Genomic DNA, 21,948 nt, shown 5'->3' on the forward strand with positions numbered 1-21,948 from the left:
CCCCCTGCTCCCCTATTCCCGACTTGTTCCCACAGCCCCACCCCGACGGGGATCTCCTGCCCCAACCATCTCCCCCGTCGGTGTTTTTTGTACAGCATGAACCCCCCCAAAAAACATATTTTGGTCCTGCCAAAACAACACCTCCGTATCCTTGGGCAATTGCCAACTTTCCTCAAGATTAGCCAAATAGGGCGGTTCGAGATGAAACACCTGATTTTCCCAGTGAACCCGAGGAGCTTCTACCGCATCATGCACCGACATTTTAAAATCAATTAAATTAGAAATCACCTGCAAAATCACCGTTCTAATCCGATTAGATCCGCCTGAACCTAACACAATTTCCGGCTTGCCCTGCTGAAGTAAAATCGTGGGAGACATCATAGAAGAAATACGTTGATCACAGTGCCATTGATGAAACCCGGCCGGGTTTAAATCTGCCTCCCCTAGCATATTATTAATCATAATCCCCGTCCCCGGAATTACATAAGACGAACCCTCCCCATTAGAAGTCGTCGCACTGGCGGCATTTCCCTCTTCATCCATCACACTGACATGGGTTGTACTTCCCCATTTATTCACCCTTTTAGTCAGAGAATCTTGATAAGTTTGTAAATGTTTTAAGGCTAAAAACTGTTCAGCTACCTCTGGGGCATAAATATGAGCATCATAACCATCTTTACGCGCCTCGTTTGTTAACGCCATCACCTGCGCCAGAATTTGCCGATGACTAGCACTAGCAAATTGTAAATCACTAAAATCAATGGTTTCCAAAAGCTTCAACGCAAAAGCAATTAAAGACCCACCTGAGCTAGGGGGAGGATTCGTTAACAATTCCCGCCCTCGATAATTAACCTTTAAAGGGGAACGTTGAATCACTTGATAGGAGGCTAAATCCTCTAGGGTTAAATAGCCCCCTTGTTCCTGACAATCTTGAGCAATTTTATGGGCAATATCCCCTTGATAAAACTCCTCTATCCCCTGCTCAATAATATATTCTAAGGTATTGGCGAAATCCCTCATATAAAGCATATCACCCGTTTGGACTAAAGTCCCTTGGGGGGCGTATAATTGCCGAGATTCTGGCAAAGCAAGCAGAATCGGATGGAGTAAAGAATTAATACAAAAGGATTGAAATGGGACAATTTTTATGCCATTGCGGGCATAAAAAAGGGCGGGTTCAGCAACTTGGGATAAAGGCAGTTTACCTAGTTGTTGATGAACGGCAAAAGCCCCCGCTAAACTCCCCGGCACTGCCATTGATCCTAAGCCAATATAAAACGCTTGGGTGGCATCCCCGAAATTAACATCAACCGGATAAAAGTTTAATTCATCGATCGGTCTTTTTTGACGTGGGGTTTGAGTAAAAAAATCAAATAGGATATTCTGATTATGGTGGGTGTGGGCCAGCAGGAATCCACCCCCTGCCGCAGAGGTCAAGGTGGATTCAACAACAAAAGAGGCCAACATTGCCCCCACAACAGCATCAAAGGCATTTCCCCCCGCTTGTAGGATGGTTTGGGCAGCCTCGGCGGTTTTCGGGTGTCCGGCTGCGACAACGCCTTTAGTTGGGTTATAACTTGTTAAATTCATCAGGCGGCTTTGAAACAGGAAAAATAATTGAAAGTGGAAAAATAGCGGAAATTGTTTATTCTAAGCATTGCGTGGAGACTCGCCGATCAATAATACCCTGAAATTAGGAGGGGAGATTGCCCGTTCCCTTAAATTTCTGCCTCAATTGTTAGAAAATTGAAAGAACCAACCCTAGAATCCCTTGCCTTGTCAGAAATACCCTAAATCATTATTGGGAGAAAAAATGAACTCTTCCTCAGACAGATGGGCTAAGAAGAAGCGCCAGAATGAACACAAAACCCGAGTGTAATTACCAAGAGTTAATCGATAATCTCATTCAGTGTGACAGTGATCAGGTCGAATCCTTGTTACAAACTTGTTCAAAATTGCAAAATGCTACCCTACTTTATCAATTGTTGCAACGGGGGACAGAATTCCAGAGGGAGGGAAAATCAGAACTGGCGTCCCGTTTCCATCAAGTCGCTTTTTTGGTGATTCAGTCTATTATTGCCTTACCGCAAGAAGGAACGGTTAGTATGTACCTTCATACCAAACAGGATGCAGATTGCCTATTTCAACAGGGGGTTGAGCTTTACCAACTCAGCCAGTTTCGTTCGGCATTGCAAACATGGCAACAAGCTTTGAGCATTTATCAGGAATTAGGGGATGATCAGGGAGAGGCCTATGTGTTAGATCATTTGAGTGTTGCTTTACAGTCTTTGGGACAGTATCAAAAAGCTATTGAACGCTATCAAGAGTCATTAGTTATTAAGCGAGAAAGTGGGGACTGGATGGCTCAAAAACCCCGTTTTATGCCGTTAACTCATCATGCTCAAGGGGAGTTTCATTTAGCGATGAAGTTAACGATTGAGCATTTCGAGAAACATCTGAAAATAGCGTGTTCCATTGGCGATCGCCTCGGAGAGTCTAATTCCCTCGCTAATCTAGGTCGGGCCTATGATTCCTTGGGGAAAGCGGAGCGAGCGTTAAGCTATTATTTAGAGTCCGAGGAGATTAAAAAACAAATTGGCGATCGCCAAGGACGGGTTAAGCTTTTACAGGCATTAGGGAAAATCTATCAAAAACTGGGAAAGACTAGCCAAGCTATATACTACTATCAACAACATATTACCCTCGCCTCAGAATTAGAGGATACGGACAGCTTAGATCAGTCCTTGAGTAGTTTAGGTAACTTATTCTGTGCCTCAAAAGAGTATACCAACGCCCTCAAAATTTATCAGCAATATCTCCAGTGGAGTCAAGATCATCAAGATTTCCTCGGAATGTCTGTAGCTTGGAATGGTCTAGGTAATGTATTTTATGCAGGGGAGGATTATTCTAAAGCCCTCAATGCCTATGAAAAATCCTTGGACTTCAAACACCAAACAGGCGATCGCTTTGGGGAGGCCATTGTCCTAGCCAATCTTAGCCGCACTCACGAAGCCCTAGGCCATTACGAGAGGGCGAAAGTCTATCTCCGTCAGTCTATCCAAATCAAACAACAGAGATCCTAGACTCTATGGAATTAAGAATTGGTTGGTTATACCCGAAGTTAATGAGTACCTACGGCGATCGCGGCAACGTGATTTGCCTACAAAAACGCGCCCAATGGCGAGGCTTTGATGTCACTCTTGTTCCCCTCGATCGGCAAAGCGAAGCCGCCCAATTTGCCACCGTTGATCTGATTGTCGGGGGTGGGGCCCAAGATCGGCAACAGGAAATTGTTATGCGGGATCTCCAAGGGGCCAAAGCGATCGCCCTCAAAGAAAAACTAGACACAGGCACCCCCGGAGTCTTTACCTGTGGCTCCCCGCAACTGTTAGGCAAATATTATGAACCCGCCTTGGGACAACGGATTGAAGGCTTAGGAGTCTTAGACCTAGAAACCAAACACCCCGGCCTAGAAGCCCCCCGTTGCATCGGCAATGTGGTTTTTGAAATTACCGCCTCCCCCCTCGCCGAAGACCTGCAAGCGCAACTGGGAGAACCCCCCATTGTCATTGGTTTTGAGAATCATGGCGGCCGCACCTACCTCGGGAATGTTGCCCCCTTGGGCAAAGTCATCCAAGGCTACGGCAACAACGGCCAAGACGGCTGGGAAGGCGCTTTTCATCGTCATGCGATCGCCACCTACTCCCACGGCCCCCTTCTGCCAAAAAACCCCTTCCTCGCCGACTGGTTAATCCAGAAAGCCCTCCAAGAAAAATATCAAACCGCAATTTCCCTTGCCCCCCTTGACAACACCACCGCAACTCAGGCAAGAAAGGCAATGTTTGAACGCTTAGAATTATCCAGTCGGGTCAAGACAGCTTAAACTGTTCAAGTAGGGGCAACTTTTCCCTCACCACTCAAGAACCTCACGCAATGCGTAGAAAGCCATGACTGGACAAGTACTAGATAAAAATACAGCTAGCATTCTCATCCTCTTACTTCCCCTTGCTCTCGCTGTTGTTATACTATATTCCGCTTGGCCTGCTCTCTTAGCACTGGTTGTCCTCGCCCTAGCCTGGAACCTTTGGCAAACCTATCGCTGGAAACAGTGGAGCGCCCAAGTTAACCCTTTTTTCAATGAACTATTGACAGAAAACCAAGGATGTGTTACAGCAATTGACTTGTCCCTCAAAGCCAACCTCACCCTTGATGCCGCCCAGCGTTTCCTCGAAAACAAAGCCAACGAATACGGCGCACAACGTAAAGTTTACGGAAATAAAGGGATCGTGTATTATTTCCTGACAGCCAGTGCATTGGGGCGTATCTTTGATGCCAGTGAACCCCCAGCACAGGGGATGGGAGAAGCACTTACTTCAGGGGAACTCGCACAACTAGCCACCTTTCCCACCGTCAATCCCATTGGCAATAAAGCTCTAATTCAAGCTGAATTAGCCAAACGATTAGATGTCCATTCAGGAACCTTAACCAAGCGCAAAGGAGATCCCAGCTTTGCCGAATGGAGTCGGAATAAAGACCCAGAAGGAATTGCTTGGCAATATTCCGCCAAACAAAAACTCTTTCTACCCTTAATAGGGACAAGCAATGATCCGGCTTCCTCACCAACAGGATGAAGATTGAACTGGGGGAAACCCAAAGCGATCGCACGGTATATCAAGCAAAAAAGATAGAATTACTATGGCTGAAATTTTTGGCAACTTCATTGAAAACTTTCCCAGTAGCGAAGAATATCTGATTATTGGGTTTTCTCCCAGTTCCATCCCACTCAAACAAAGATGGCGTAATAATGGACTTTCTGCCGACTTTCTAGCCGACTACTTCACCACCTTTTTACCCGCCGATGAGTCCGAAGACTCAAGCCTAAATCAGCACGCCGAAATAAAAGGAGCGGTGAGTTATATCGCCAATGAGTTGTTAGAAAATGCCATGAAATTCAATGATGATCAGTGTGATCTTCCCATTAGTATTGCCCTGTATTTAGGGACTAATAATCTGGTCTTTCAAATTACCAATAGTATACCCCCAGAAGCCGTTAAACCCTTCCAAGAGTATATTGAAAAAATTTTGTCCTCCGATCCCCAAGACTTGTATTTAGAACAACTGGAAAAAAACGCTCTAGATGAAGAAGGAGGCAGTTCTCGTTTAGGGTATTTGACCATGATTAATGATTATATGGCAACCTTGGGCTGGAAATTTGAAAAATTAGAGCAGAAACCGATCGGGATCTCTGTTACCACCATGGTTCAACTGACCTTTTAAGATAATTTAACCTTCAGTGTTTAGGAGTCTTGACTAGATGGAAATTAAAACAAACAGCTTTGAAGTAGAATACGACAAAGAGATCAACACGGTTAGGTTTCAGGGATCATTGCGGCTGAGTGGCATGGATGAGTACGCCCCCATTGTTGAACTTTTAAACCAAATTGCCGACCAAAATCCTGCCAATCTGACCTTAGATTTGCGGGCTTTAGAGTTTCTCAATAGTTCCGGGATTAATGTCTTATCTAAATTCGTGATTCGCGTTCGTCAAAACAAAGAAATGGGCTTAACCGTTAAAGGTTCAGAAGAGATTGCTTGGCAAACCAAATCCCTCAAAAACTTACAGCGTTTAATGCCTAGTCTCACCCTAGAATTACAGTGAAGTGACTCAAGTCAGAAGGAAGGATGGAAAGCAATTGGGCTAGCTATCCTACACCGCTTAGGTTAGGGGCAATTCATGAATTGCCCCTACAATTCCAAAAATGTTACAACTAAAACAACAGATCCCCGAGGAATTACAGCAGGATGCTGTCGCTTCACCCAACCTACGAATGGCTGATCACGAATAACGATGATAACCTCGCACCAAGCGAGTCGCCGTTTCCACATCCACAGGTTTCGAGAAAAAATATCCTTGGGCAAACTCACAACCTAACGCCTTAATATACTCCAGTTGTTTCGGGGTTTCTATCCCCTCTGCCACTAAATTCATCCCTAAACTATGAGCGAGAGTAACAATAGTTTTCACGATTTCCGTTTGACTGGAATTGGGTCCCATCCCTTGGACAAATGAACGGTCAATTTTTACCGTGTCAATGGGGAATTCGTGTAAACGACTCAGGGAAGAGTACCCCGTACCGAAATCATCAATACACAGACCAATTCCGAGGGTTTTCAGTTGTTTAAGTCGATTGGCTTGGGCTTCGGCTGTCTTGAGTAAACAGCTTTCGGTAATCTCCAATTTTAAGCCAGAATAGTCAAGTTCAACCAACATCAACAAATTATAAATCTGCTCGATTAAATCCGCTTGCTCTAGTTGAATGGGGGAGAGATTGACATTCAAACCCAAAAACGGGGGATATTCTGAGTTTTTTTGCAGAAATCTTTGCCATTTTTGCAGTTGAGAACAAGCCGAACGGAGAACCCACCAGCCCAGTTGATGAATTAAACCAGTTTCCTCGGCAATGGGGATAAATTGAGTGGGGGAAATCATCCCTTTTTGGGGATGTTGCCAACGAACAAGGGCTTCAAAACCTTGCAAATATCCCGTTGTTAAATTAATAATTGGCTGGTAATATAAACAAAATTCATCCCGTTCTAAGGCCCAACGCAGATCATTTTCTAGTTGTAACCGTTCTGGGGTGTTAATCTGCATGGCCGGATTAAAAACCGCATAGCAGTTTCTACCTTTCGCTTTCGCTTGATACATGGCTACATCAGCATCTCGCAAGATTTGATCGGCGTGTTCGTAGGTGCGGTAATTGAAGGCAATGCCCAGACTTACCCCGGTAAAAACTTGATAGTTATTGAGGGTAAAGGGACGACTAAACTGGCGTTGAATGGTTTCTGCAATATGAATGGCGGCTTCTAAATTGGGGATGTCATCTAAGAGGATGGCGAATTCATCCCCTCCGAGACGGGCGACGATGTGCTGGGAGGGAACACATTCTCGGAGACGTTGGGCAGCATATTGCAGGAGTTGATCTCCACAGAGATGACCTAAGCTGTCGTTAATCACTTTAAAACGGTCAAGGTCAAGGAAAAGAATGGCGTAGTGGTAGGGGGTGGTGCGCGGGTCATGGTGAGACGCTTCGTGAGTCCCCATTATGCTAAAACCCTTCTGTTCATAACAGTTTGCCCGTTGGATGGTGGTTTCTACGCGCTGTAAAAAACAAGCGCGATTGGGTAGGGTGGTTAAAGCATCATGAAAGGCGTTGTAGAGCAGTTTTTCTTCGGCTAAACGACGGGCGGTAATATCTCGCACGGTTCCTTCATAGTATAATAGTTCGCCTTTCTCGCCCCGTACAGCCCGAGTATCTTCGGAAATCCAGATAATTTTTCCATCCCGGCGATAGATTTGGGATTCAAAATTACTGACGATATCATGCTGTTTGAGTAATTCTGTGAAGTCCTGACGACGATGGGGATTGACGTAAAGTTGATCGGCAATATTGGTTAGGGCTTCAATTAAACTGCTGGGAGAATCATAGCCGTAGATTTTAGCGAGGGCTAGATTGGCGCTGATGTAATGACCATCGGGGGTGGTTTGGAAAATGCCCAAGCTGATATTTTCAAAGATGCTGCGATATTTTAACTCGGCTTGTTTAAGGGCGGCGTGGGATTGGTGTTGTTCGATGGCTATCCCGGCTAAATTTTGGGCTAATTCAACTAATTTTTGGTCTTCAGTGCTAGGAAATTGGGGTTGAGAGTAGTAGAGGGCAAAGGTGCCGAGGAGTTGCCCTTGGGAGGAAAAGATCGGGGTAGACCAACAACTTTTTAGGTTTTGAGCTAGGGCGAGGTGAACATAACTCTGCCAGCGTGGATCTTTGGTGATATCGGTGATGATGACGGTTTTTTGCAGATAGGCCGCGGCTCCAAAGGAGGCCACATTGGGACCGATGGGGAGTCCTACGAGGGCTTGACGGTAAGTGGAGGGAAGACTGGGGGCGATGCAGTGGGTAAAGGATTGATGGGTTAAGTTTAAGAGTAATATGGAGCCAATCATACCCTCGGATTGATATTCAATGACCTGGATGAGATAGTCTAGAATCTCTTGGAGATCCTGATTGGTGGCAATCATTTCCAGGATGTGGGTTTGATGGGTCAGGAGGGATTGACTAATGGCTTCGCTAGTGATGTCTCGGGAAATGGCGATGATCTCTTGGGGAATTCCTGTGCGGCGATCGCGCAAAACCTGACTTTTCGTCTCCAAACGTACATAATGCCCCCCTTGATGGCGAATCCGATAGATTAAACTAAAGGGAAAGGACTCCTCAAGCATCCCTAAATGAGCATTGCGCACCCGTTGATAATCTTGGGGGTGAATTAACTCATAGGGAGACATTCCCACTAAATCTTGAGCGCGATAGCCTAAAATATTCCAACAGGCTGGGGACACTTCAATTAATTGACCATCGAGTTGATGACGAGAAATGAGATCCGCCCCATTATCGGCCAGTAGTTGATAATGAACATTGCGCTGATATAACTCACCGAAAGACTGGGCAGCGTAAGGAGTCTTGACAATGGGTTGAGTGGCAAGACGAGATAACAGCGAAGGAGATTGACTGGTACTCGGCTCTTCTAAGACTGCCACCCCTTGAATGAGTAAAACCTGATGGTTTGGGTTTAAGGATACAACCGCCGCTAAACAAGACCACACTTGCCTATGATGAGAGTCGTAGACTATCAACTCTACCGGGGAGGTGTTCTCTTGTTGCCCCAGTTCCCAACATTCTTGTAGACGTGATGTTGAAAAGGGTAAATCCTGTATCAAGTTTGACGAAGCACGCTCTGGAGCAAATAAGTCGAGCGCGGTTTGATTCCACCATACTTGCATGGGATCTAACTGGATGACCCAAACCGGGGATTGTATCAGGTTGAGTAGTTTCAAATCCGTCTTGGGAAGGGGGGTGATGTTAATAGGAAACATGGGGCTTGATAGAGCATGACAAGAGCAGAAGGATAAAAACCCAAGGCAAGGGGTTAGTCATTGTAGATGGAACACCCGATTCCAATACTTTCTAGGGGGAGAACTGCACGGAGAGAACCAAGAGGCAGGGAAGAAAGGAGCTATTGCACTTGCCAGTCTTACTCTAATCTAAGTAAATTGGGTCGGGATATTTGTATCATTAAATACTAATATCTAAAGGAGTATTAACCATTGGCTAGAGAAAAAGAGACAATTTATGGCTTCATGTTCTTGAATCTTTGGACGGTTCTCAGAGGTGTTTCAAGACTCACACCATAACCTTCCCCTACTCAGACTGAAGACCTTGGAAAAGGTTGACATTTCTGCACTAAACCTGCATTCTGCATTTAAGCAGAAAGGTTTGAGGGGAGGAAAATTTGTTCAGAGTTACTTAACAATTGTTGAGAACTTTTGCTGTTAATTTTATAAAGAATTTAGATTTACATTTTTTATCTGCAATGTCGGGTGAAGACCCTCGGTTTTACATTTTGAAAAGGGGACTAAGTACGGTAGGGCATACCGGAACTCACGCTTGGGGAGAGATTCCCTCTGGCTTGGTTGGATACGTCCTGCCAAGTTAAGGAAACTCGTTGAACCAAGAATCCCTCGCTTTTAGCGATGGGAGTGTCAACTTTCCCTAAGCTTGTTCCGGTTGTTGGAGTCGGAAAGAATATCAAATTGTCAATAAACGTAACATTTTTGTTACGTTTATTTTAGGGCTAAAATAACCCCAAAGCTAGTGAAGACAAGAGATGACACCAGATGATATGACAAGAGACATTTTGAGTCTTATCATTAAATCTTTTGTCAAGATCGTTAGTTTTTTAGAAAGATCGGGTTCAATACAAGAAGAAGAGTCAAGCCGTGTAGATGAAATGTTCAGAATGATGAAGCGACCGTCACAACTGACACGCCTAATATGGGATTTCTACCGCGAAAACCCAATGGAGTTACAGCAACTCAAAGTTCTCGAAAATTGTCAAGTCTTTCGACGGTGGGGCGTGCTACATATCCGGTGTTGGAAGGAGGATGTGGCTGAGGCTGTTTTGGGAACCCGCAGTTTGCTCGTCGAACCGATAGGACAGTTACGCATTGCCCAAAAGATTCAAGTCTCCGTTGCTAAAAACCCAGTTGCTTTATTTCCCGTCCATTCAGATAAACAGTTTGTTTAAACCCGCAGAGGGATTAATTCTTGATACTCCCGGGCAATCTAGGCGCGGGGATTCTCCTACCATGATCTGTGATTTGGTGGGATGAGGATGTCAATCTTCTCCCCGAGTTATTCAGCAAGCCTTCCCTAAGTGCCAACAATCTTGCGCGATCGCCCAATCTTCCTCCGTTTGCACAATCACCACCCGCACCGCAGAATCTGGGCTGGCAATATCACAATCCCGAGGAGAGCGACTGTTTTGCTCACCATCCAATCTTAAACCCAAAAACCCTAAACCTTGACAGACTTCTGCCCGCACCGCAGGGGAGTTTTCCCCCACTCCTCCCATAAATACTAGGGCGTCCACGCCCCCTAATGCCCCCAACATGGACCCGATGGCCATTTTCAAGCGCAAAATATACATCTCCCAAGCTAACTTTGCCTGTTTGTTCCCCTCCTGAATTGCCTTTTCAATCCACCGCATATCCCCCGATACCCCAGTAATCCCTTTTAAGCCCGCTTCTTTATTTAACAGGGCATTTATTTCCTCCCCCGTCATGGCCGATTCTCGCGCCCAGTGGATGAGAATGGCCGGATCGATGGAACCACTACGAGTCCCCATCATCACGCCTTCTAGGGGGGTAAAACCCATGGTTGTGTTAATGCTCACCCCCCCATCTACAGCCGCGAGGGAACAACCATTGCCTAGATGACAGGTGATGAGTTTTAACTGGGTTAAGGGTTGACCTAAAATCTCGGCGGCCCGTTGGGTACAATACCCGTGACTAATGCCATGAAAACCATAGCGGCGAATCCCTTGTTCATAGTAGCGGTAAGGAATGGGATAAACGGCCGCCGCTTCGGGCATTTGACTATGAAAGGCGGTGTCGAAAACCGCGACTTGGGGTAAATCTCCTAAAATCTGCTCAATGGCCTCGATGCCTTGTAAATTGGCGGGATTGTGGGCGGGAGCTAAGGCACAGAGTTCCTGAATCTTCGCTTTTACTGGGGGGGTGATTAACGTGGCTTGGGAGTATTCTGCCCCCCCGTGGACGACTCGATGTCCGGCGATCGCAATTTCTCCTAAATCGTCTAAAACCTTCGTTTTTCCCGTGGTGAGGGTGTTTAACATTCGCTTAATCCCCTCCTGTCGAGAAATGGTTCCCAAGGGGATTTGTTCAACTACACCATTGACCTGAATTTTCATCTCGGCACTATCCTCTCCCATCCAGTCAATGGTCCCTTTCCAAAGGGGTTTAGGAGGCCTAGGGGGCAAGTTCTCCCCAGTCAGATCGTATAGACAACTTTTTTGGGAACTAGATCCTGCGTTGAATACTAAAATTTTCATGGTCATCTTTGCCCGTTCTATCCTCTTCTGTATCATGCCCGCTTCTTTAGGATCACCGCAAAAACCTAGGGGATATTTTTAGAATTGCCGGGTCATAACTTTTTAATTGGCGCAAAAAGAGGAGGGATAGAAATTGTTTGAAAACAGTTTACAAAATTTCTAAAATGTGCTAATAATTATTTGTTTTTTATACTAGAATTAGGGCTTTATGACTCTTAAACTCACCGTTCCGGGCATGATGTGTGATGGTTGTGTTAATAGCATTACCAGTGAGATTAAAACCCATGATCCCAATGCAACAGTTGAGGCCAATTTAGAGAGTAAATTGCTCACTGTTGAAACGACAAAAATGGCAGAACAAGAGCTTAAATCAATCATTGCAGCCGCAGGGTATGAGGTGGCTTAGTCTGATTAGGGCTTGCGGAAGAACTCGGGGAGAGAGGGGCAGTCGGGAGTCGGGAGTCGGGAATAATTATCAGTTGTCAATTATTAATTGTCAATTATCAATTATCAATTTAACTCATACAGTTTAACCAAGACAATGCGATCGCAGCACTCCCCCCGAATCAAGCCCCTTAGAGGGGATTTGAGGGAATTATTGCGATCGCCATCACAGACAGTTACCAAACTTAACGGATATACTCTTTCAAGATACTGTTCCGGTTGGGATGTCGTAACTTACGCAAGGCCTTAGCTTCAATTTGCCGAATTCGCTCACGGGTGACATTGAAGATTTGACCGATTTCCTCAAGGGTTTTCATGCGACCATCATCCAAACCATAGCGTAAACGTAACACATCCCGTTCCCGAGGGCTGAGGGTGTCGAGAACGTTTTCTAAGTCTTCCCGCAACAAGTTTTTAGACACCTGATCCTCGGGAGTTTCCCCGTCGGCCTCAATAAAATCCCCCAGACGGGAATCTTCTTCTTTCCCGATGGGGGTTTCTAAGGAAATGGGTAGCTGTGCAGATTTAGCGATAAAGCGCAACTTCTCGATGGTCATTTCCATGCGAGTGGCAATCTCTTCCTCAGTCGGTTTGCGACCCATTTCTTGAGAAAGGATTTTCGTCGTCTTTTTAATGCGAGAAATGGTTTCGTAGAGATGAACCGGGAGGCGAATCGTGCGCGATTGGTCGGCAATTGCCCGGGTAATCGCTTGACGAATCCACCAAGTCGCGTAGGTAGAGAATTTATAACCTTTGGCATGGTCAAATTTTTCGGCCGCCCGAATCAGACCCAATGATCCTTCCTGAATTAAATCTTGGAAGGATAAACCGCGATTCATATATTTTTTAGCAATCGACACCACTAAGCGCAGGTTCGACTGTACCATTTTGTCCTTCGCCCGACGACCTAAAAAGAGACGACGACGGAAATCTGAGCGCGCCATGCCCACTTCTTCCGCCCATTCTTCTAGAGTCGGTTCTCGGTCTAGAGAATCTAATAGGTGATCGCGTACTCGCTCAAACTCCAGTAACTCCGCAATTTGCCGGGCGAGTTCGATCTCTTCTTCTGCGCGTAACAGTCGAATGCGACCAATTTCTTGTAAATAAACTCGGATAGAGTCCTCAGTATAAGGTTTCTTCTTCGTCTGATCTCGGCGACGTGCCGAGGGCGTACTTTTGACCTTTTCCGGTTCTTCTGAGTTAATTAGTTCTTCTTTTATCGCTGCTGCATCAACCCCGCCTTCGTCAATCAGAAACTCGAATTCATTCTGAGGCTGGGTGATAGTTGCGAGATCATAGTTCGCCTGGGTCATGCCGTTTTTCCTCTTGCTCCTTCAGTTCAAGACCAGAACATCACATTAGATAATTTGTTGGGCATCTATTCAGATGACATCCAAGATATTTGGACATTGCCCCTTTCTCTGCTTGAGAATTCCAAGCTTAGTATTCCCAAAACTCACACCACCCGTAACAGGTTTCCTGGGGCAATGAATAATCGTCCTTTGAGACAGGACAACTTAAAAACCTTCTCGATTGTAACCTCTCCTACAAAAAATGGCGTTAAGATACCATCATCTTTGGAGGTTATTGTCGATGAGGGGATTCCCGACAGGAAAGGGAATTAAAAAACCCTTGAGTTGTTTAATCCCATTAGGCTTCAATCCCATCAAATCCCTGGGGAACAGACGACTGTGAGATGTCGTTTCACACAACCTGACCGTTTCCTTGGGTATTTGCTGTTTGATATTGTAATGAATTCAACTGCAAATGACAGGGATTTAGCCTAGTATTTTGTAAAAAAAGTTTTTAGCTTCATCAAACCAACAAAATACACCATTTTTTGGTTTAAACGTACTATGTTTTTGTAAAGAATTGGTCAAGGAGAACGGTTTACTGTTTACTGATTACTGATTACTGTTTACTGTTCCTGTCCTATGATCTCTAGGATTCAATGGCTATTTTGTCCGGTGTGGGTACTGACTCTGTGCGGTTTGGTGGGCTGTGCCTCCATTGAACGGTTCACGGAAGAGGGGGTCTCTTCCTTCCCCTTCTTAGATCGTGCCGCTCCCTCGCCCTCGCCTACCCTCCTGTGCCTCAGTCAACGCCCCTTTGAGGAGGCGATCGCCAAAGCAAACCAAGCGGTGCAAATTACCCAGAAGGCCAGCCGTTTGGAGGATTGGAATTTAGGGGTTTTGTATTGGATGCAAGCCATTGAACGGATGCAGTCAATCCCCCCCGATCACCCCAAATGGACGTTTGCTCAAAAAAAGGTCAGAGAGTATCAACAAAACTTAAAGGTAGTTCAACAACAGGCCAGCACCCTACACCCAGACCCCATCTTTCCCACCTTTAACAGTGATTTTGTAGACGAACAATTACGGTTATTTCTTTCCTATCAGGCGGCCTTAAATACCCCAGATGTGCTAATTGTGGGGAGTTCTCGGGCTATCCAAGGGGTTGACCCCCGCCATCTCCAAGTCGGATTAGCCCGTCAAGGAAAGCCGAATATACGGGTGTTTAATTTTGGCATTAATGGGGCAACGGCTCAAGTGGTGGATTGGTTGGTGCGAGAATTGTTAACGGATCAACAACTCCCGAAGCTGATTATTTGGGCCGATGGGGTGCGGGCCTTCAACAGTGGACGAGTGGATCGGACTTATGAGGCGATCGCCAACTCCCCAGGATCTCAACGCCTCAGCCAAGGCACTCGCCCCAGTTTACCCACCCCCGAAGTCCCCAGTTATAACAACTGTATCCCCCTCCAAAGTCGTCCCCTCCTCCCCTGGCCCCAGTTATGGGGGTTTAATCCCCATCCTGCTTGGGCTGATTTAGTCAGAAATATTGATGCCAACGGCTTTTTACCCGAATCCCGTCGTTTTGACCCCGCCCTTTATTATCAACAATTCCCCCGCGTAGCTGGTTTGTATGATGGGGACTATCAAAACTTTAATCTCACCGGAGTACAAACCACAGCCCTCCAGCGTTTAGTTCAGTACACCCAAGAACACAATATTTCCCTCGTGTTTGTGAATTTGCCCCTCTCTCAAGATTATTTAGACAGCACTCGTCAAGGTTTTGAGAATCAGTTTCAGGCGTTTATGCAGCAACAAGCCAGCCGTCAAGGGTTTATTTTTATTGATTTAAGTCGTCAGTGGCTCAATCAAAACGGCTATTTTGCCGATCCCAGTCATCTGAATTTATACGGGGCGGCCGCTATTGCTACTCAATTGATCGACCAGTCGCCCATTCCTTGGCAACGTCTCACGGAAGCCTCTCCACCCCCTCCACCTAGTCCCCAACCCTCCCCAGAGGTCGAAGCCACCCCCTCACCCACTCCAGAAGCGGAAGCTACGCCCTCCCCTTCCCCGAGTCCCCAAATGTCCCCCACTCCCAGACCTCAAGCGACTCTCCCTTTCCCTCCAGATTGACCCGGGGAGTCGGGTGTTGGGAATGGGGAATAGGGAATAGAGAATTGAGAATTGAGAATTGATAATTGATATTAGAAACCGGGTTTTTGCTAGGGTGTATCGAGAAAACTAGACAATAAACGCAACCCGGTTTCTGGCTAAAGTTAGTCAATGACATTACACCCGACTCCCGACTCCCCCTCTCCCCTGCTCCCTGTTCTCCTACCCATGTCCCTCCACTTGTTCACCTTGGGGGGTGCGGTATCCTTGCTCGTAGGCAAAACGGACTAATTGAGCACGATTGTCGAGTTGTAGCTTGCCTAGAATGTTACTGAGGTGACTTTGAACAGTGCGGGGCGAGATAAAAAGGCGATCGCTAATTTGCTTATTCGTGTAACCTTGAATCACCTCCCAGAATACCCGTTCCTCAGCCGGAGTAAGGGGTAGAGGTTCTGGGGGAAGGTGTTGGGCTTCCGACCCATGCCCATTACTGGACTCCGAGGCTTGATGGGCGGTTAATTGCTGCATCATGCGGACAATTTCGCTGTGAATTCGGCGCGATCGCTCTAATTGCGACTCAATCTTAGCCAACAACTCCCGCATTTGAAACGGTTTCGTCACATAATCATCAGCCCCCATTTCGTGGCCTTTCACCCGATCTTCCAATTCACCCATCCCCGACAAAAAGATAAAAGGCACTAACTGGCCCGAAGGAGTACCCCGTAGCGTGCGGCAAAAATCCAAGCCATTCATATCCGGCATCATCACATCCGAGACAATTAAATCTGGGGGATTCTTCTCAAAAGCCACTAATCCCTCCGCCCCAGAACTCATCCCCTCCACCTGGTATCCTTCCTTTTCCAGATACTCTTGGAGAACATCGCGCAGGGTTTTGTCATCATCAACGAGTAAAATTCGTTTCATAGTTATTCATTCTATGTGGTGCTAACAGACGGGACAACGGGTTCAAATCTTAATTCAGCGTTCAGAATACACCCCTTTGGCAATAGGATCTGGTAGCCTACCAGAAACCTAACTCAGAAAAGCTGTAAAAGCTATGTACGAAAAAATTACTCCTCCGACAGTGGGTTCACGCATTACCTTTAAGGATGGTAAACCTATTGTTCCTGATGATCCCATTATCCCCTTTATTCGTGGAGATGGCACGGGCGTTGATATTTGGCCAGCCACAGAAAAGGTGATTAATGCGGCGGTGGAGAAGGCCTACGGTGGTCAGCGTAAAATTAATTGGTTTAAAGTTTACGCGGGCGACGAGGCCTGTGAGGTCTATGGTACCTACCAATACTTGCCGGAAGATACCCTCAATGCCATTAAAGAATACGGTATCGCCATCAAAGGGCCGTTAACAACTCCCATTGGGGGCGGCATTCGTTCCTTAAATGTGGCACTGCGACAAATCAATGACCTCTACGCTTGTGTGCGGCCTTGTCGGTACTATTCCGGCACGCCTTCCCCCCACAAAACCCCAGAAAAACTAGATGTGATTATCTATCGGGAAAATACCGAAGATATTTACTTGGGCATTGAATGGCGAGAAGGTACCGAAATCGCCCAGAAGTTGATTGACATTCTCAACCAAGACCTGATCCCGGCCACTCCCGAACATGGTAGCAAGCAAATCCGCCTTGATTCAGGAATTGGCATTAAACCGGTGAGTAAAACGGGTTCTCAGCGTTTGATTCGTCGGGCGATTGAACGGGCGTTGACTTTGCCCAAACCTAAGCAAACGGTGACACTGGTCCACAAGGGCAATATCATGAAGTACACCGAGGGCGCCTTCCGAGATTGGGGCTATGAACTGGCAACGACTGAGTTTCGGGCTGAATGTATCACGGAACGGGAGTCTTGGATTTTGAGCAATAAGGAGAAAAACCCCGATCTGTCCATTGAGGACAATGCTCGCATGGTAGATCCCGGTTATGATGCCCTGACGGCCGAGAAAAAACAGGAGGTTTGTCAAGAGGTCGAAGGGGTTTTAAATGCTATTTGGGAGACTCATGGTAAGGGTCAATGGAAAGATAAGGTGATGGTGAACGATCGCATCGCTGATAGTATTTTCCAGCAAATTCAAACCCGACCGGATGAATATTCGATTTTGGCCACGATGAACCTGAATGGGGATTATATCTCGGATGCGGCCGCGGCCATCGTGGGGGGCTTAGGTATGGGGCCCGGGGCGAATATTGGTGATACTTGTGCGGTGTTTGAAGCGACTCACGGCACAGCCCCGAAACACGCGGGACTCGACCGCATTAATCCCGGATCGGTCATTCTCTCGGGGGTGATGATGTTAGAGTTTATGGGGTGGCAAGAGGCGGCGGATTTGATTAAAAAGGGGATTGGAGATGCGATCGCCAATCGTCAAGTCACCTACGATCTCGCCCGTCTCATGGAACCCCGTGTTGATACCCCCTTGAAGTGTTCTGAATTCGCTCAAGCCATTATTGATCACTTCTAAGTTCCTATCCCCTTGAACCAAATAGCGACGCATTCCCCCACCTGAAAACAGGTAGAGGAGTATTCGTCCTCAACAAAGGACACAGCCGGGCTGTGTCCTCTTCCCCTTTCCCGGATTCGCGATCCTCAGCGAATACATTTTTTGCTTTCTTTTTTGGTGATCTAGACAACATTGGCTAATTTTATGGTATAGTGGGGGAGGTTTTATAGGCAAAAATACCGACACTGAGTTTTCCTATAAGAAATAATAATACGTTCTCAGGGATTTCTCACAAAATCCTCACATTTACCTTTTATATTGAGAACCATAAGAAAAGATAAATAACGCCTGTCACCTGAATTAAGACGGGTCTTATGAATGACGCTAGCCACTTTTATAAAGGCTAACCTATTAATGGAAAATTTCGAGAAACACCCTGATCATAGATTGGGGTGTTTCTCTTTAGGGTGTTTCTCTTTGGGGGGTGTTTCTCTTTGGGGGGTGTTTCTCTTTGGGGGGTGTTTCTCTCCTTCCTTAGAACCCCGTTTCCGTGCCTTTCCCAGCATGAACAAGGGCGAGTTTTTCGTAATTCTTAGCGTGTTGGATCATTTCCTCCACTTCCTCATCACTCACAGCACGGCGTAATTTAGCCGGAATCCCCACCATGAGCGATCGCGCCGGAACATCCTTCGTCACCACACAGCCCGCCCCAATCACACTTCCAGCCCCCACCCGCACCCCATCCAAAATAATCGCCCCAATGCCAATCAGACTCCCCCGTTCAATATGGGCAGCATGGACAACCGCCCGATGGCCAATCGTGACATACTCTTCCAAAATCGTCGGTAAACCCGGAGTCCCATGGAAAATCGCCCCATCTTGAATATTAGAATGAGCGCCCACCTCAATCCGTTCCACATCCCCCCGCAATACCGCACCATACCAAATACTCGCCCCTTCATAGACGAGAACATCCCCGATCACCGTAGCATTAGAAGCCACAAAAGCCGCTTGAGAGAGATCCGGAGGGCTCCAATAGGAGGGAAAATGAGTCACGTTCTTAAACCCCAAAAAAATCAACAGAACAGCCTTGAGAATGCTGAGAACAGCGAAGAAAGCCCAAGGGTTGCCAAAAATACCTTATATAATGAAACTCAAACCCTTTAAGCTACGACCATGAGAACCACCTTCCATGATGAATCCTAGTCTCCAGTATCCCATTTTTGGTGCAGAGATAAAATGTCCACACTGTCGCCAAGCCATTCCTGCACTGACGTTAACTGACACCTACCTTTGTCCTCGACATGGAGCCTTTGAGGCAGATCCCAAAACGGGGGAGTTAGTTCACCTCCAGTCAGGACGACACTGGCGGCAGTGGAATGAGGAATGGTATCGTCAACACACCCATCCTGATGGTATTCGTTTTGAAATTCACGAAGCCTTAGATCGTCTGTACACCCAAGGATTTCGAGCAACCAAGGTGATCATTGCCAACCGTTATCGAGACTTAGTGAGTGGCTATTTAGAACGAAATACCAGTTGGCGCAATAATACTATTGATCCCCATCTGCCTAAATTGTACGGTTTGCCCGTGGATTTTAGCCCAGAAACCGATGAAGATCCCCAGTGGGAGGTGATTAATTTCGCCTTGGAAAAAGAGCCGGGGGTTCCAGTGCGTTATCCCTACTTCCGTTTGTTTGAATAGTTCCTATTCTCTGCTTTCTCCCCATGCACCATGCTTCCATTCGCACCGCTAACATTCACAAAGCGATCGCCTTTTACGAAAAATTAGGCTTTATCGTTCAGGAACGCTTCACCACAGGCTACACCTTAGCCTGTTGGTTAGAAGGTTTAGGAGGACGAATCGAACTCATCCAAATTCCCGAACCCAAACCCGCCCCCGATACCTTTGGGGATGAACATTATGTAGGCTATTATCATCTATCCTTCGACCTCACCGCTACAACCCCCAGTTTGCCCCAATGGTTGCAAGGAATAATACAAGTTTTTGCCGTCGCCACCGCAGAAAATCCAGAGCAGTATCAACCCTTACAAGTCTTATTAGCACCCACCCAGCAAATCATTGGGGACCGAGTTTATGAAGTGGCTTTTATTGCCGATACGGATGGTTTACCCTTAGAATTTATCCGGGTTTTGGGAGAAGTTAAGCGTTAGGGGAGCTAGGGGGAATAGGGAATAGGGAATAATTCTTAATTCCCCGACTCCCGGACTTAGTAAGAATGATCAATCCTCTTGACTAATGCGCAACCATCCTGCTAACAAAGCCTGCTGTTCTTGTGTTGGCGACTTCACCCTTGTCACTTGATAACTCACTGGTTTAGGCTCTCCTAAACAAACCGAATAATGACGCAATTCATCTTGATGAAATACCGTCACTTTAACATAATCTCCCCCTCGATAATCTTTTAACCGACTGTCTAAATCCTCAGCCGTCACCCGCAATTCATCCAGCGCCAGGAGTTCGTCCCCGGCATCAATTCCCGCTAAAGCGGCCGGGGAATTGGCTTCCACAAATTGAATCGTTGCCGTGCCGTTACTACTACTCACTCGCACTCCTAAATCTGGTTTAGGATGCTTCTCCCGAATCCCCTTAATTTGTAAGCCAAAGGGTTCTAAACACTCATTTAACGGCAACTCTTCTGTTCCATGAATATAACGATTAAAAAAGTCCGTTAAATCCATCTCAGCCACAGATTCAATCACCCCTTTAAGCTGGGCGGGAGTATAGCCAATTTCTGCCTTGCCAAACTCCTCCCACATTTGCTTTAACACATCGTTAAAAGAGCGTTGATTGTGATATTTTCTGCGAATTATTAAATCCAGTAATAGACTGACTAACTCCCCTTTGAGATAGTAAGAAATTTGAGAATTATCACTATTACTGTCGCGGCGATAGAGCTTAATCCAAGCATCAAAACTGGATTCACTCAAAGGTTGTACCCCACGACCGGGGGTATTTAAAAAACGGTTGACATCTTTACTGAGTAAATCTAAAAAGGTTTTTTCCCCATAGACTCCTGCCCAAAGGGGAATCAGGGTATCATAATAACTGGTGGTTCCTTCACAAAACCAGAGGGACGGGGTGTAATTTTCTTGGTCATAGTCAAATGTTTCTAAGGCATCGGGACGGATGCGCTTGACATTCCAGAGGTGGAAAAATTCGTGAGCCACTAACTGGATGAAACGGTTATATTTCTCCGGTTCACGAAAGGCAAACCGCGAGTAAATTAAAGAACAAGAGTCTTTATGTTCTAACCCACCAAAACTGTTTCCCGTCAGGTGGAGAATAAATAAATACTGGTCATAGGGTAAACCGCCATAAATCTCGGCTTCAGTTTCTATGACCTTTTTGGTGTCTGCAATCAATTTTTTGACATCCAAGTTATTTTGACCCCAAATCGCCCATTGATGGGGCTTATTGAGGGCGTTGAAGTGATGAATTTTATGGGTTCCTATCTCAAAAGGACTGTCTACAAGGGTGTCGAAATCTGCCGCGACAAAGGTATTTTGTCCCCCCGGAAGAGGGGGGAGGGCGGTGGAAACGTGCCAACAGGAATCGGGGGGGATGATGGTCACTTGGAGGGGGTGTGTTAGGTGGGCGGGACTGTAAAGGAAGAGGGCGGCTCCGTTAAAGTAACCGTGGGTGCTGTCGAGGTGGTTGGTGCGCACCGTGAGTTCATTGGCAAAGATACGGTAGGTGATGGTGAGGTTGGAGGTTTTGGGGGTGGGGATTTGCCAGTGATTTTTGCTGATTTTTTGCCAAGGGAGGGGTTTTCCTTGACTGGTAACGTGGAAGTCTTGCAGGTGTCGGGCATATTCCCGCACAAGGTAGGAACCCGGAGTCCAGACGGGCATTTTGAGGTCTAGGGTGTCGGCCTGCCAGTTGTCGAGGTGGAGGGTGATTTCAAAAAGATGGCACTGGGGGTTAGGCATGGCCACCTGATAATGAAAGGTGGGTTCGGTGGGGGAGGAGGTGGAAGGGCGTAAGGTAGAGGTTTGAGTCATTGCAATAGGCTGGAGTGTGAAAATTGACACTCCCATCGCTAAAAGCGAGGGATTCTTGGTTCAACGAGTTTCCTTAACTTGGCAGGACGTATCCAACCAAGCCAGAGGGAATCTCTCCCCAAGCGTGAGTTCCGGTATGCCCTACCG

At 46.5% G+C, this 21,948-nt stretch carries 18 protein-coding genes and 1 pseudogene; 12 read left to right on the forward strand and 7 right to left on the reverse strand.

All coding sequences use genetic code 11. The features are described 5' to 3' along the window. Positions 1-12: 12 nt before the first annotated feature. Positions 13-1,590, reverse strand: a complete 1,578-nt coding sequence (ggt, locus tag K4A83_RS15925) for a gamma-glutamyltransferase (protein WP_265265607.1) — start codon at positions 1,588-1,590, stop codon at positions 13-15. A gap of 266 nt (positions 1,591-1,856) precedes the next feature. Here ggt and K4A83_RS15930 point away from each other — a divergent pair, with 266 nt between their 5' ends. The 5 genes from K4A83_RS15930 (at position 1,857) to K4A83_RS15950 (ending at position 5,659) form a co-directional block, all read left to right on the forward strand. Further along, a complete protein-coding gene (locus K4A83_RS15930; RefSeq protein ID WP_265265608.1) occupies positions 1,857-3,083 on the forward strand; it encodes a tetratricopeptide repeat protein in 1,227 nt (408 codons plus the stop codon). A 5-nt stretch (positions 3,084-3,088) separates the two neighbouring features. Continuing rightward, positions 3,089-3,883 carry a type 1 glutamine amidotransferase gene (locus K4A83_RS15935; RefSeq protein ID WP_265265609.1) on the forward strand — a complete coding sequence of 265 codons (795 nt, stop codon included), beginning with the start codon at positions 3,089-3,091 and terminating at the stop codon, positions 3,881-3,883. 64 nt (positions 3,884-3,947) lie between these two features. Next, on the forward strand, positions 3,948-4,631 hold the full coding sequence (locus tag K4A83_RS15940; protein WP_265265610.1) for a hypothetical protein: 684 nt from the start codon (positions 3,948-3,950) through the stop codon (positions 4,629-4,631). A gap of 64 nt (positions 4,632-4,695) precedes the next feature. Then, positions 4,696-5,277: a slr1658 superfamily regulator gene (locus K4A83_RS15945; protein ID WP_265265611.1), complete on the forward strand. Its 582-nt coding sequence runs from the start codon at positions 4,696-4,698 to the stop codon at positions 5,275-5,277. 37 nt (positions 5,278-5,314) lie between these two features. Then, positions 5,315-5,659, forward strand: a complete 345-nt coding sequence (locus tag K4A83_RS15950; RefSeq protein WP_265265612.1) for a slr1659 superfamily regulator — start codon at positions 5,315-5,317, stop codon at positions 5,657-5,659. A gap of 177 nt (positions 5,660-5,836) precedes the next feature. Here the strand turns inward: K4A83_RS15950 and K4A83_RS15955 are convergent, their stop codons facing one another. Continuing rightward, a complete protein-coding gene (locus K4A83_RS15955; RefSeq protein ID WP_265265614.1) occupies positions 5,837-8,929 on the reverse strand; it encodes an EAL domain-containing protein in 3,093 nt (1,030 codons plus the stop codon). A 524-nt stretch (positions 8,930-9,453) separates the two neighbouring features. Here K4A83_RS15955 and K4A83_RS23445 point away from each other — a divergent pair. Beyond that, positions 9,454-9,549, forward strand: a pseudogene (locus K4A83_RS23445) (RNA-guided endonuclease InsQ/TnpB family protein); the annotation flags it as partial. A gap of 363 nt (positions 9,550-9,912) precedes the next feature. Further along, positions 9,913-10,140 carry a hypothetical protein gene (locus K4A83_RS15960; RefSeq protein ID WP_265265615.1) on the forward strand — a complete coding sequence of 76 codons (228 nt, stop codon included), beginning with the start codon at positions 9,913-9,915 and terminating at the stop codon, positions 10,138-10,140. Positions 10,141-10,251: 111 nt separating this feature from the next. Here K4A83_RS15960 and K4A83_RS15965 read toward each other — a convergent pair whose 3' ends face one another. Further along, positions 10,252-11,466, reverse strand: a complete 1,215-nt coding sequence (locus K4A83_RS15965; RefSeq protein WP_265265616.1) for an acetate kinase — start codon at positions 11,464-11,466, stop codon at positions 10,252-10,254. Between the two features lie 208 nt (positions 11,467-11,674). On the opposite strand from K4A83_RS15965, the gene K4A83_RS15970 reads away from it, so the two are divergent. Then, on the forward strand, positions 11,675-11,872 hold the full coding sequence (locus K4A83_RS15970; RefSeq protein ID WP_265265617.1) for a heavy-metal-associated domain-containing protein: 198 nt from the start codon (positions 11,675-11,677) through the stop codon (positions 11,870-11,872). A gap of 223 nt (positions 11,873-12,095) precedes the next feature. On the opposite strand, the gene rpoD is transcribed toward K4A83_RS15970, so the two are convergent. Beyond that, on the reverse strand, positions 12,096-13,223 hold the full coding sequence (gene rpoD, locus K4A83_RS15975; RefSeq protein ID WP_321161031.1) for an RNA polymerase sigma factor RpoD: 1,128 nt from the start codon (positions 13,221-13,223) through the stop codon (positions 12,096-12,098). 621 nt (positions 13,224-13,844) lie between these two features. On the opposite strand from rpoD, the gene K4A83_RS15980 reads away from it, so the two are divergent. Continuing rightward, positions 13,845-15,338 (forward strand): D-alanyl-lipoteichoic acid biosynthesis protein DltD, encoded by a 1,494-nt coding sequence (locus K4A83_RS15980; RefSeq protein WP_265265618.1) that lies wholly within the window; start codon positions 13,845-13,847, stop codon positions 15,336-15,338. Between the two features lie 201 nt (positions 15,339-15,539). Here K4A83_RS15980 and K4A83_RS15985 read toward each other — a convergent pair whose 3' ends face one another. Then, positions 15,540-16,241 carry a response regulator gene (locus K4A83_RS15985; RefSeq protein WP_265265619.1) on the reverse strand — a complete coding sequence of 234 codons (702 nt, stop codon included), beginning with the start codon at positions 16,239-16,241 and terminating at the stop codon, positions 15,540-15,542. 133 nt (positions 16,242-16,374) lie between these two features. Between K4A83_RS15985 and K4A83_RS15990 the strand changes: the two genes are divergently transcribed. Then, positions 16,375-17,796, forward strand: a complete 1,422-nt coding sequence (locus tag K4A83_RS15990) for an NADP-dependent isocitrate dehydrogenase (protein WP_265265621.1) — start codon at positions 16,375-16,377, stop codon at positions 17,794-17,796. A 513-nt stretch (positions 17,797-18,309) separates the two neighbouring features. Here the strand turns inward: K4A83_RS15990 and K4A83_RS15995 are convergent. Then, entirely contained in the window at positions 18,310-18,831 is a 522-nt protein-coding gene (locus K4A83_RS15995; protein WP_265265622.1) for a gamma carbonic anhydrase family protein, read from the reverse strand. A 136-nt stretch (positions 18,832-18,967) separates the two neighbouring features. Between K4A83_RS15995 and K4A83_RS16000 the strand changes: the two genes are divergently transcribed. Both K4A83_RS16000 and K4A83_RS16005 read left to right on the forward strand, forming a co-directional pair. After that, positions 18,968-19,480, forward strand: coding sequence for a TIGR02652 family protein (locus tag K4A83_RS16000; protein WP_265265623.1), 513 nt, complete (start codon positions 18,968-18,970; stop codon positions 19,478-19,480). Positions 19,481-19,503: 23 nt separating this feature from the next. Beyond that, on the forward strand, positions 19,504-19,950 hold the full coding sequence (locus K4A83_RS16005) for a VOC family protein (protein WP_265265625.1): 447 nt from the start codon (positions 19,504-19,506) through the stop codon (positions 19,948-19,950). Between the two features lie 69 nt (positions 19,951-20,019). Here the strand turns inward: K4A83_RS16005 and K4A83_RS16010 are convergent, their stop codons facing one another. Next, positions 20,020-21,801, reverse strand: coding sequence for a M61 family metallopeptidase (locus K4A83_RS16010; protein ID WP_265265627.1), 1,782 nt, complete (start codon positions 21,799-21,801; stop codon positions 20,020-20,022). Between the last annotated feature and the right edge of the window lie 147 nt (positions 21,802-21,948).

The sequence above is a fragment of the Spirulina subsalsa FACHB-351 genome (genome assembly GCF_026130165.1).
Lineage (GTDB): Bacteria > Cyanobacteriota > Cyanobacteriia > Cyanobacteriales > Spirulinaceae > Spirulina_A > Spirulina_A subsalsa_A.

Bases quoted from the DNA above. Each gene is read 5' to 3' on its own strand.
- K4A83_RS15985 (WP_265265619.1), bottom strand. From the start codon at position 16,241: ATGAAACGAATTTTACTCGTTGATGATGACAAAACCCTGCGCGATGTT.
- K4A83_RS16005 (WP_265265625.1), top strand. From the start codon at position 19,504: ATGCACCATGCTTCCATTCGCACCGCTAACATTCACAAAGCGATCGCC.
- K4A83_RS15960 (WP_265265615.1), top strand. From the start codon at position 9,913: ATGGAGTTACAGCAACTCAAAGTTCTCGAAAATTGTCAAGTCTTTCGA.
- K4A83_RS15945 (WP_265265611.1), top strand. From the start codon at position 4,696: ATGGCTGAAATTTTTGGCAACTTCATTGAAAACTTTCCCAGTAGCGAA.
- K4A83_RS15950 (WP_265265612.1), top strand. From the start codon at position 5,315: ATGGAAATTAAAACAAACAGCTTTGAAGTAGAATACGACAAAGAGATC.
- K4A83_RS15930 (WP_265265608.1), top strand. From the start codon at position 1,857: ATGAACACAAAACCCGAGTGTAATTACCAAGAGTTAATCGATAATCTC.
- K4A83_RS15980 (WP_265265618.1), top strand. From the start codon at position 13,845: ATGATCTCTAGGATTCAATGGCTATTTTGTCCGGTGTGGGTACTGACT.
- K4A83_RS15935 (WP_265265609.1), top strand. From the start codon at position 3,089: ATGGAATTAAGAATTGGTTGGTTATACCCGAAGTTAATGAGTACCTAC.
- rpoD (WP_321161031.1), bottom strand. From the start codon at position 13,223: ATGACCCAGGCGAACTATGATCTCGCAACTATCACCCAGCCTCAGAAT.
- K4A83_RS15970 (WP_265265617.1), top strand. From the start codon at position 11,675: ATGACTCTTAAACTCACCGTTCCGGGCATGATGTGTGATGGTTGTGTT.
- K4A83_RS15940 (WP_265265610.1), top strand. From the start codon at position 3,948: ATGACTGGACAAGTACTAGATAAAAATACAGCTAGCATTCTCATCCTC.
- ggt (WP_265265607.1), bottom strand. From the start codon at position 1,590: ATGAATTTAACAAGTTATAACCCAACTAAAGGCGTTGTCGCAGCCGGA.
- K4A83_RS15955 (WP_265265614.1), bottom strand. From the start codon at position 8,929: ATGTTTCCTATTAACATCACCCCCCTTCCCAAGACGGATTTGAAACTA.
- K4A83_RS15990 (WP_265265621.1), top strand. From the start codon at position 16,375: ATGTACGAAAAAATTACTCCTCCGACAGTGGGTTCACGCATTACCTTT.
- K4A83_RS15965 (WP_265265616.1), bottom strand. From the start codon at position 11,466: ATGAAAATTTTAGTATTCAACGCAGGATCTAGTTCCCAAAAAAGTTGT.
- K4A83_RS16010 (WP_265265627.1), bottom strand. From the start codon at position 21,801: ATGACTCAAACCTCTACCTTACGCCCTTCCACCTCCTCCCCCACCGAA.
- K4A83_RS16000 (WP_265265623.1), top strand. From the start codon at position 18,968: ATGATGAATCCTAGTCTCCAGTATCCCATTTTTGGTGCAGAGATAAAA.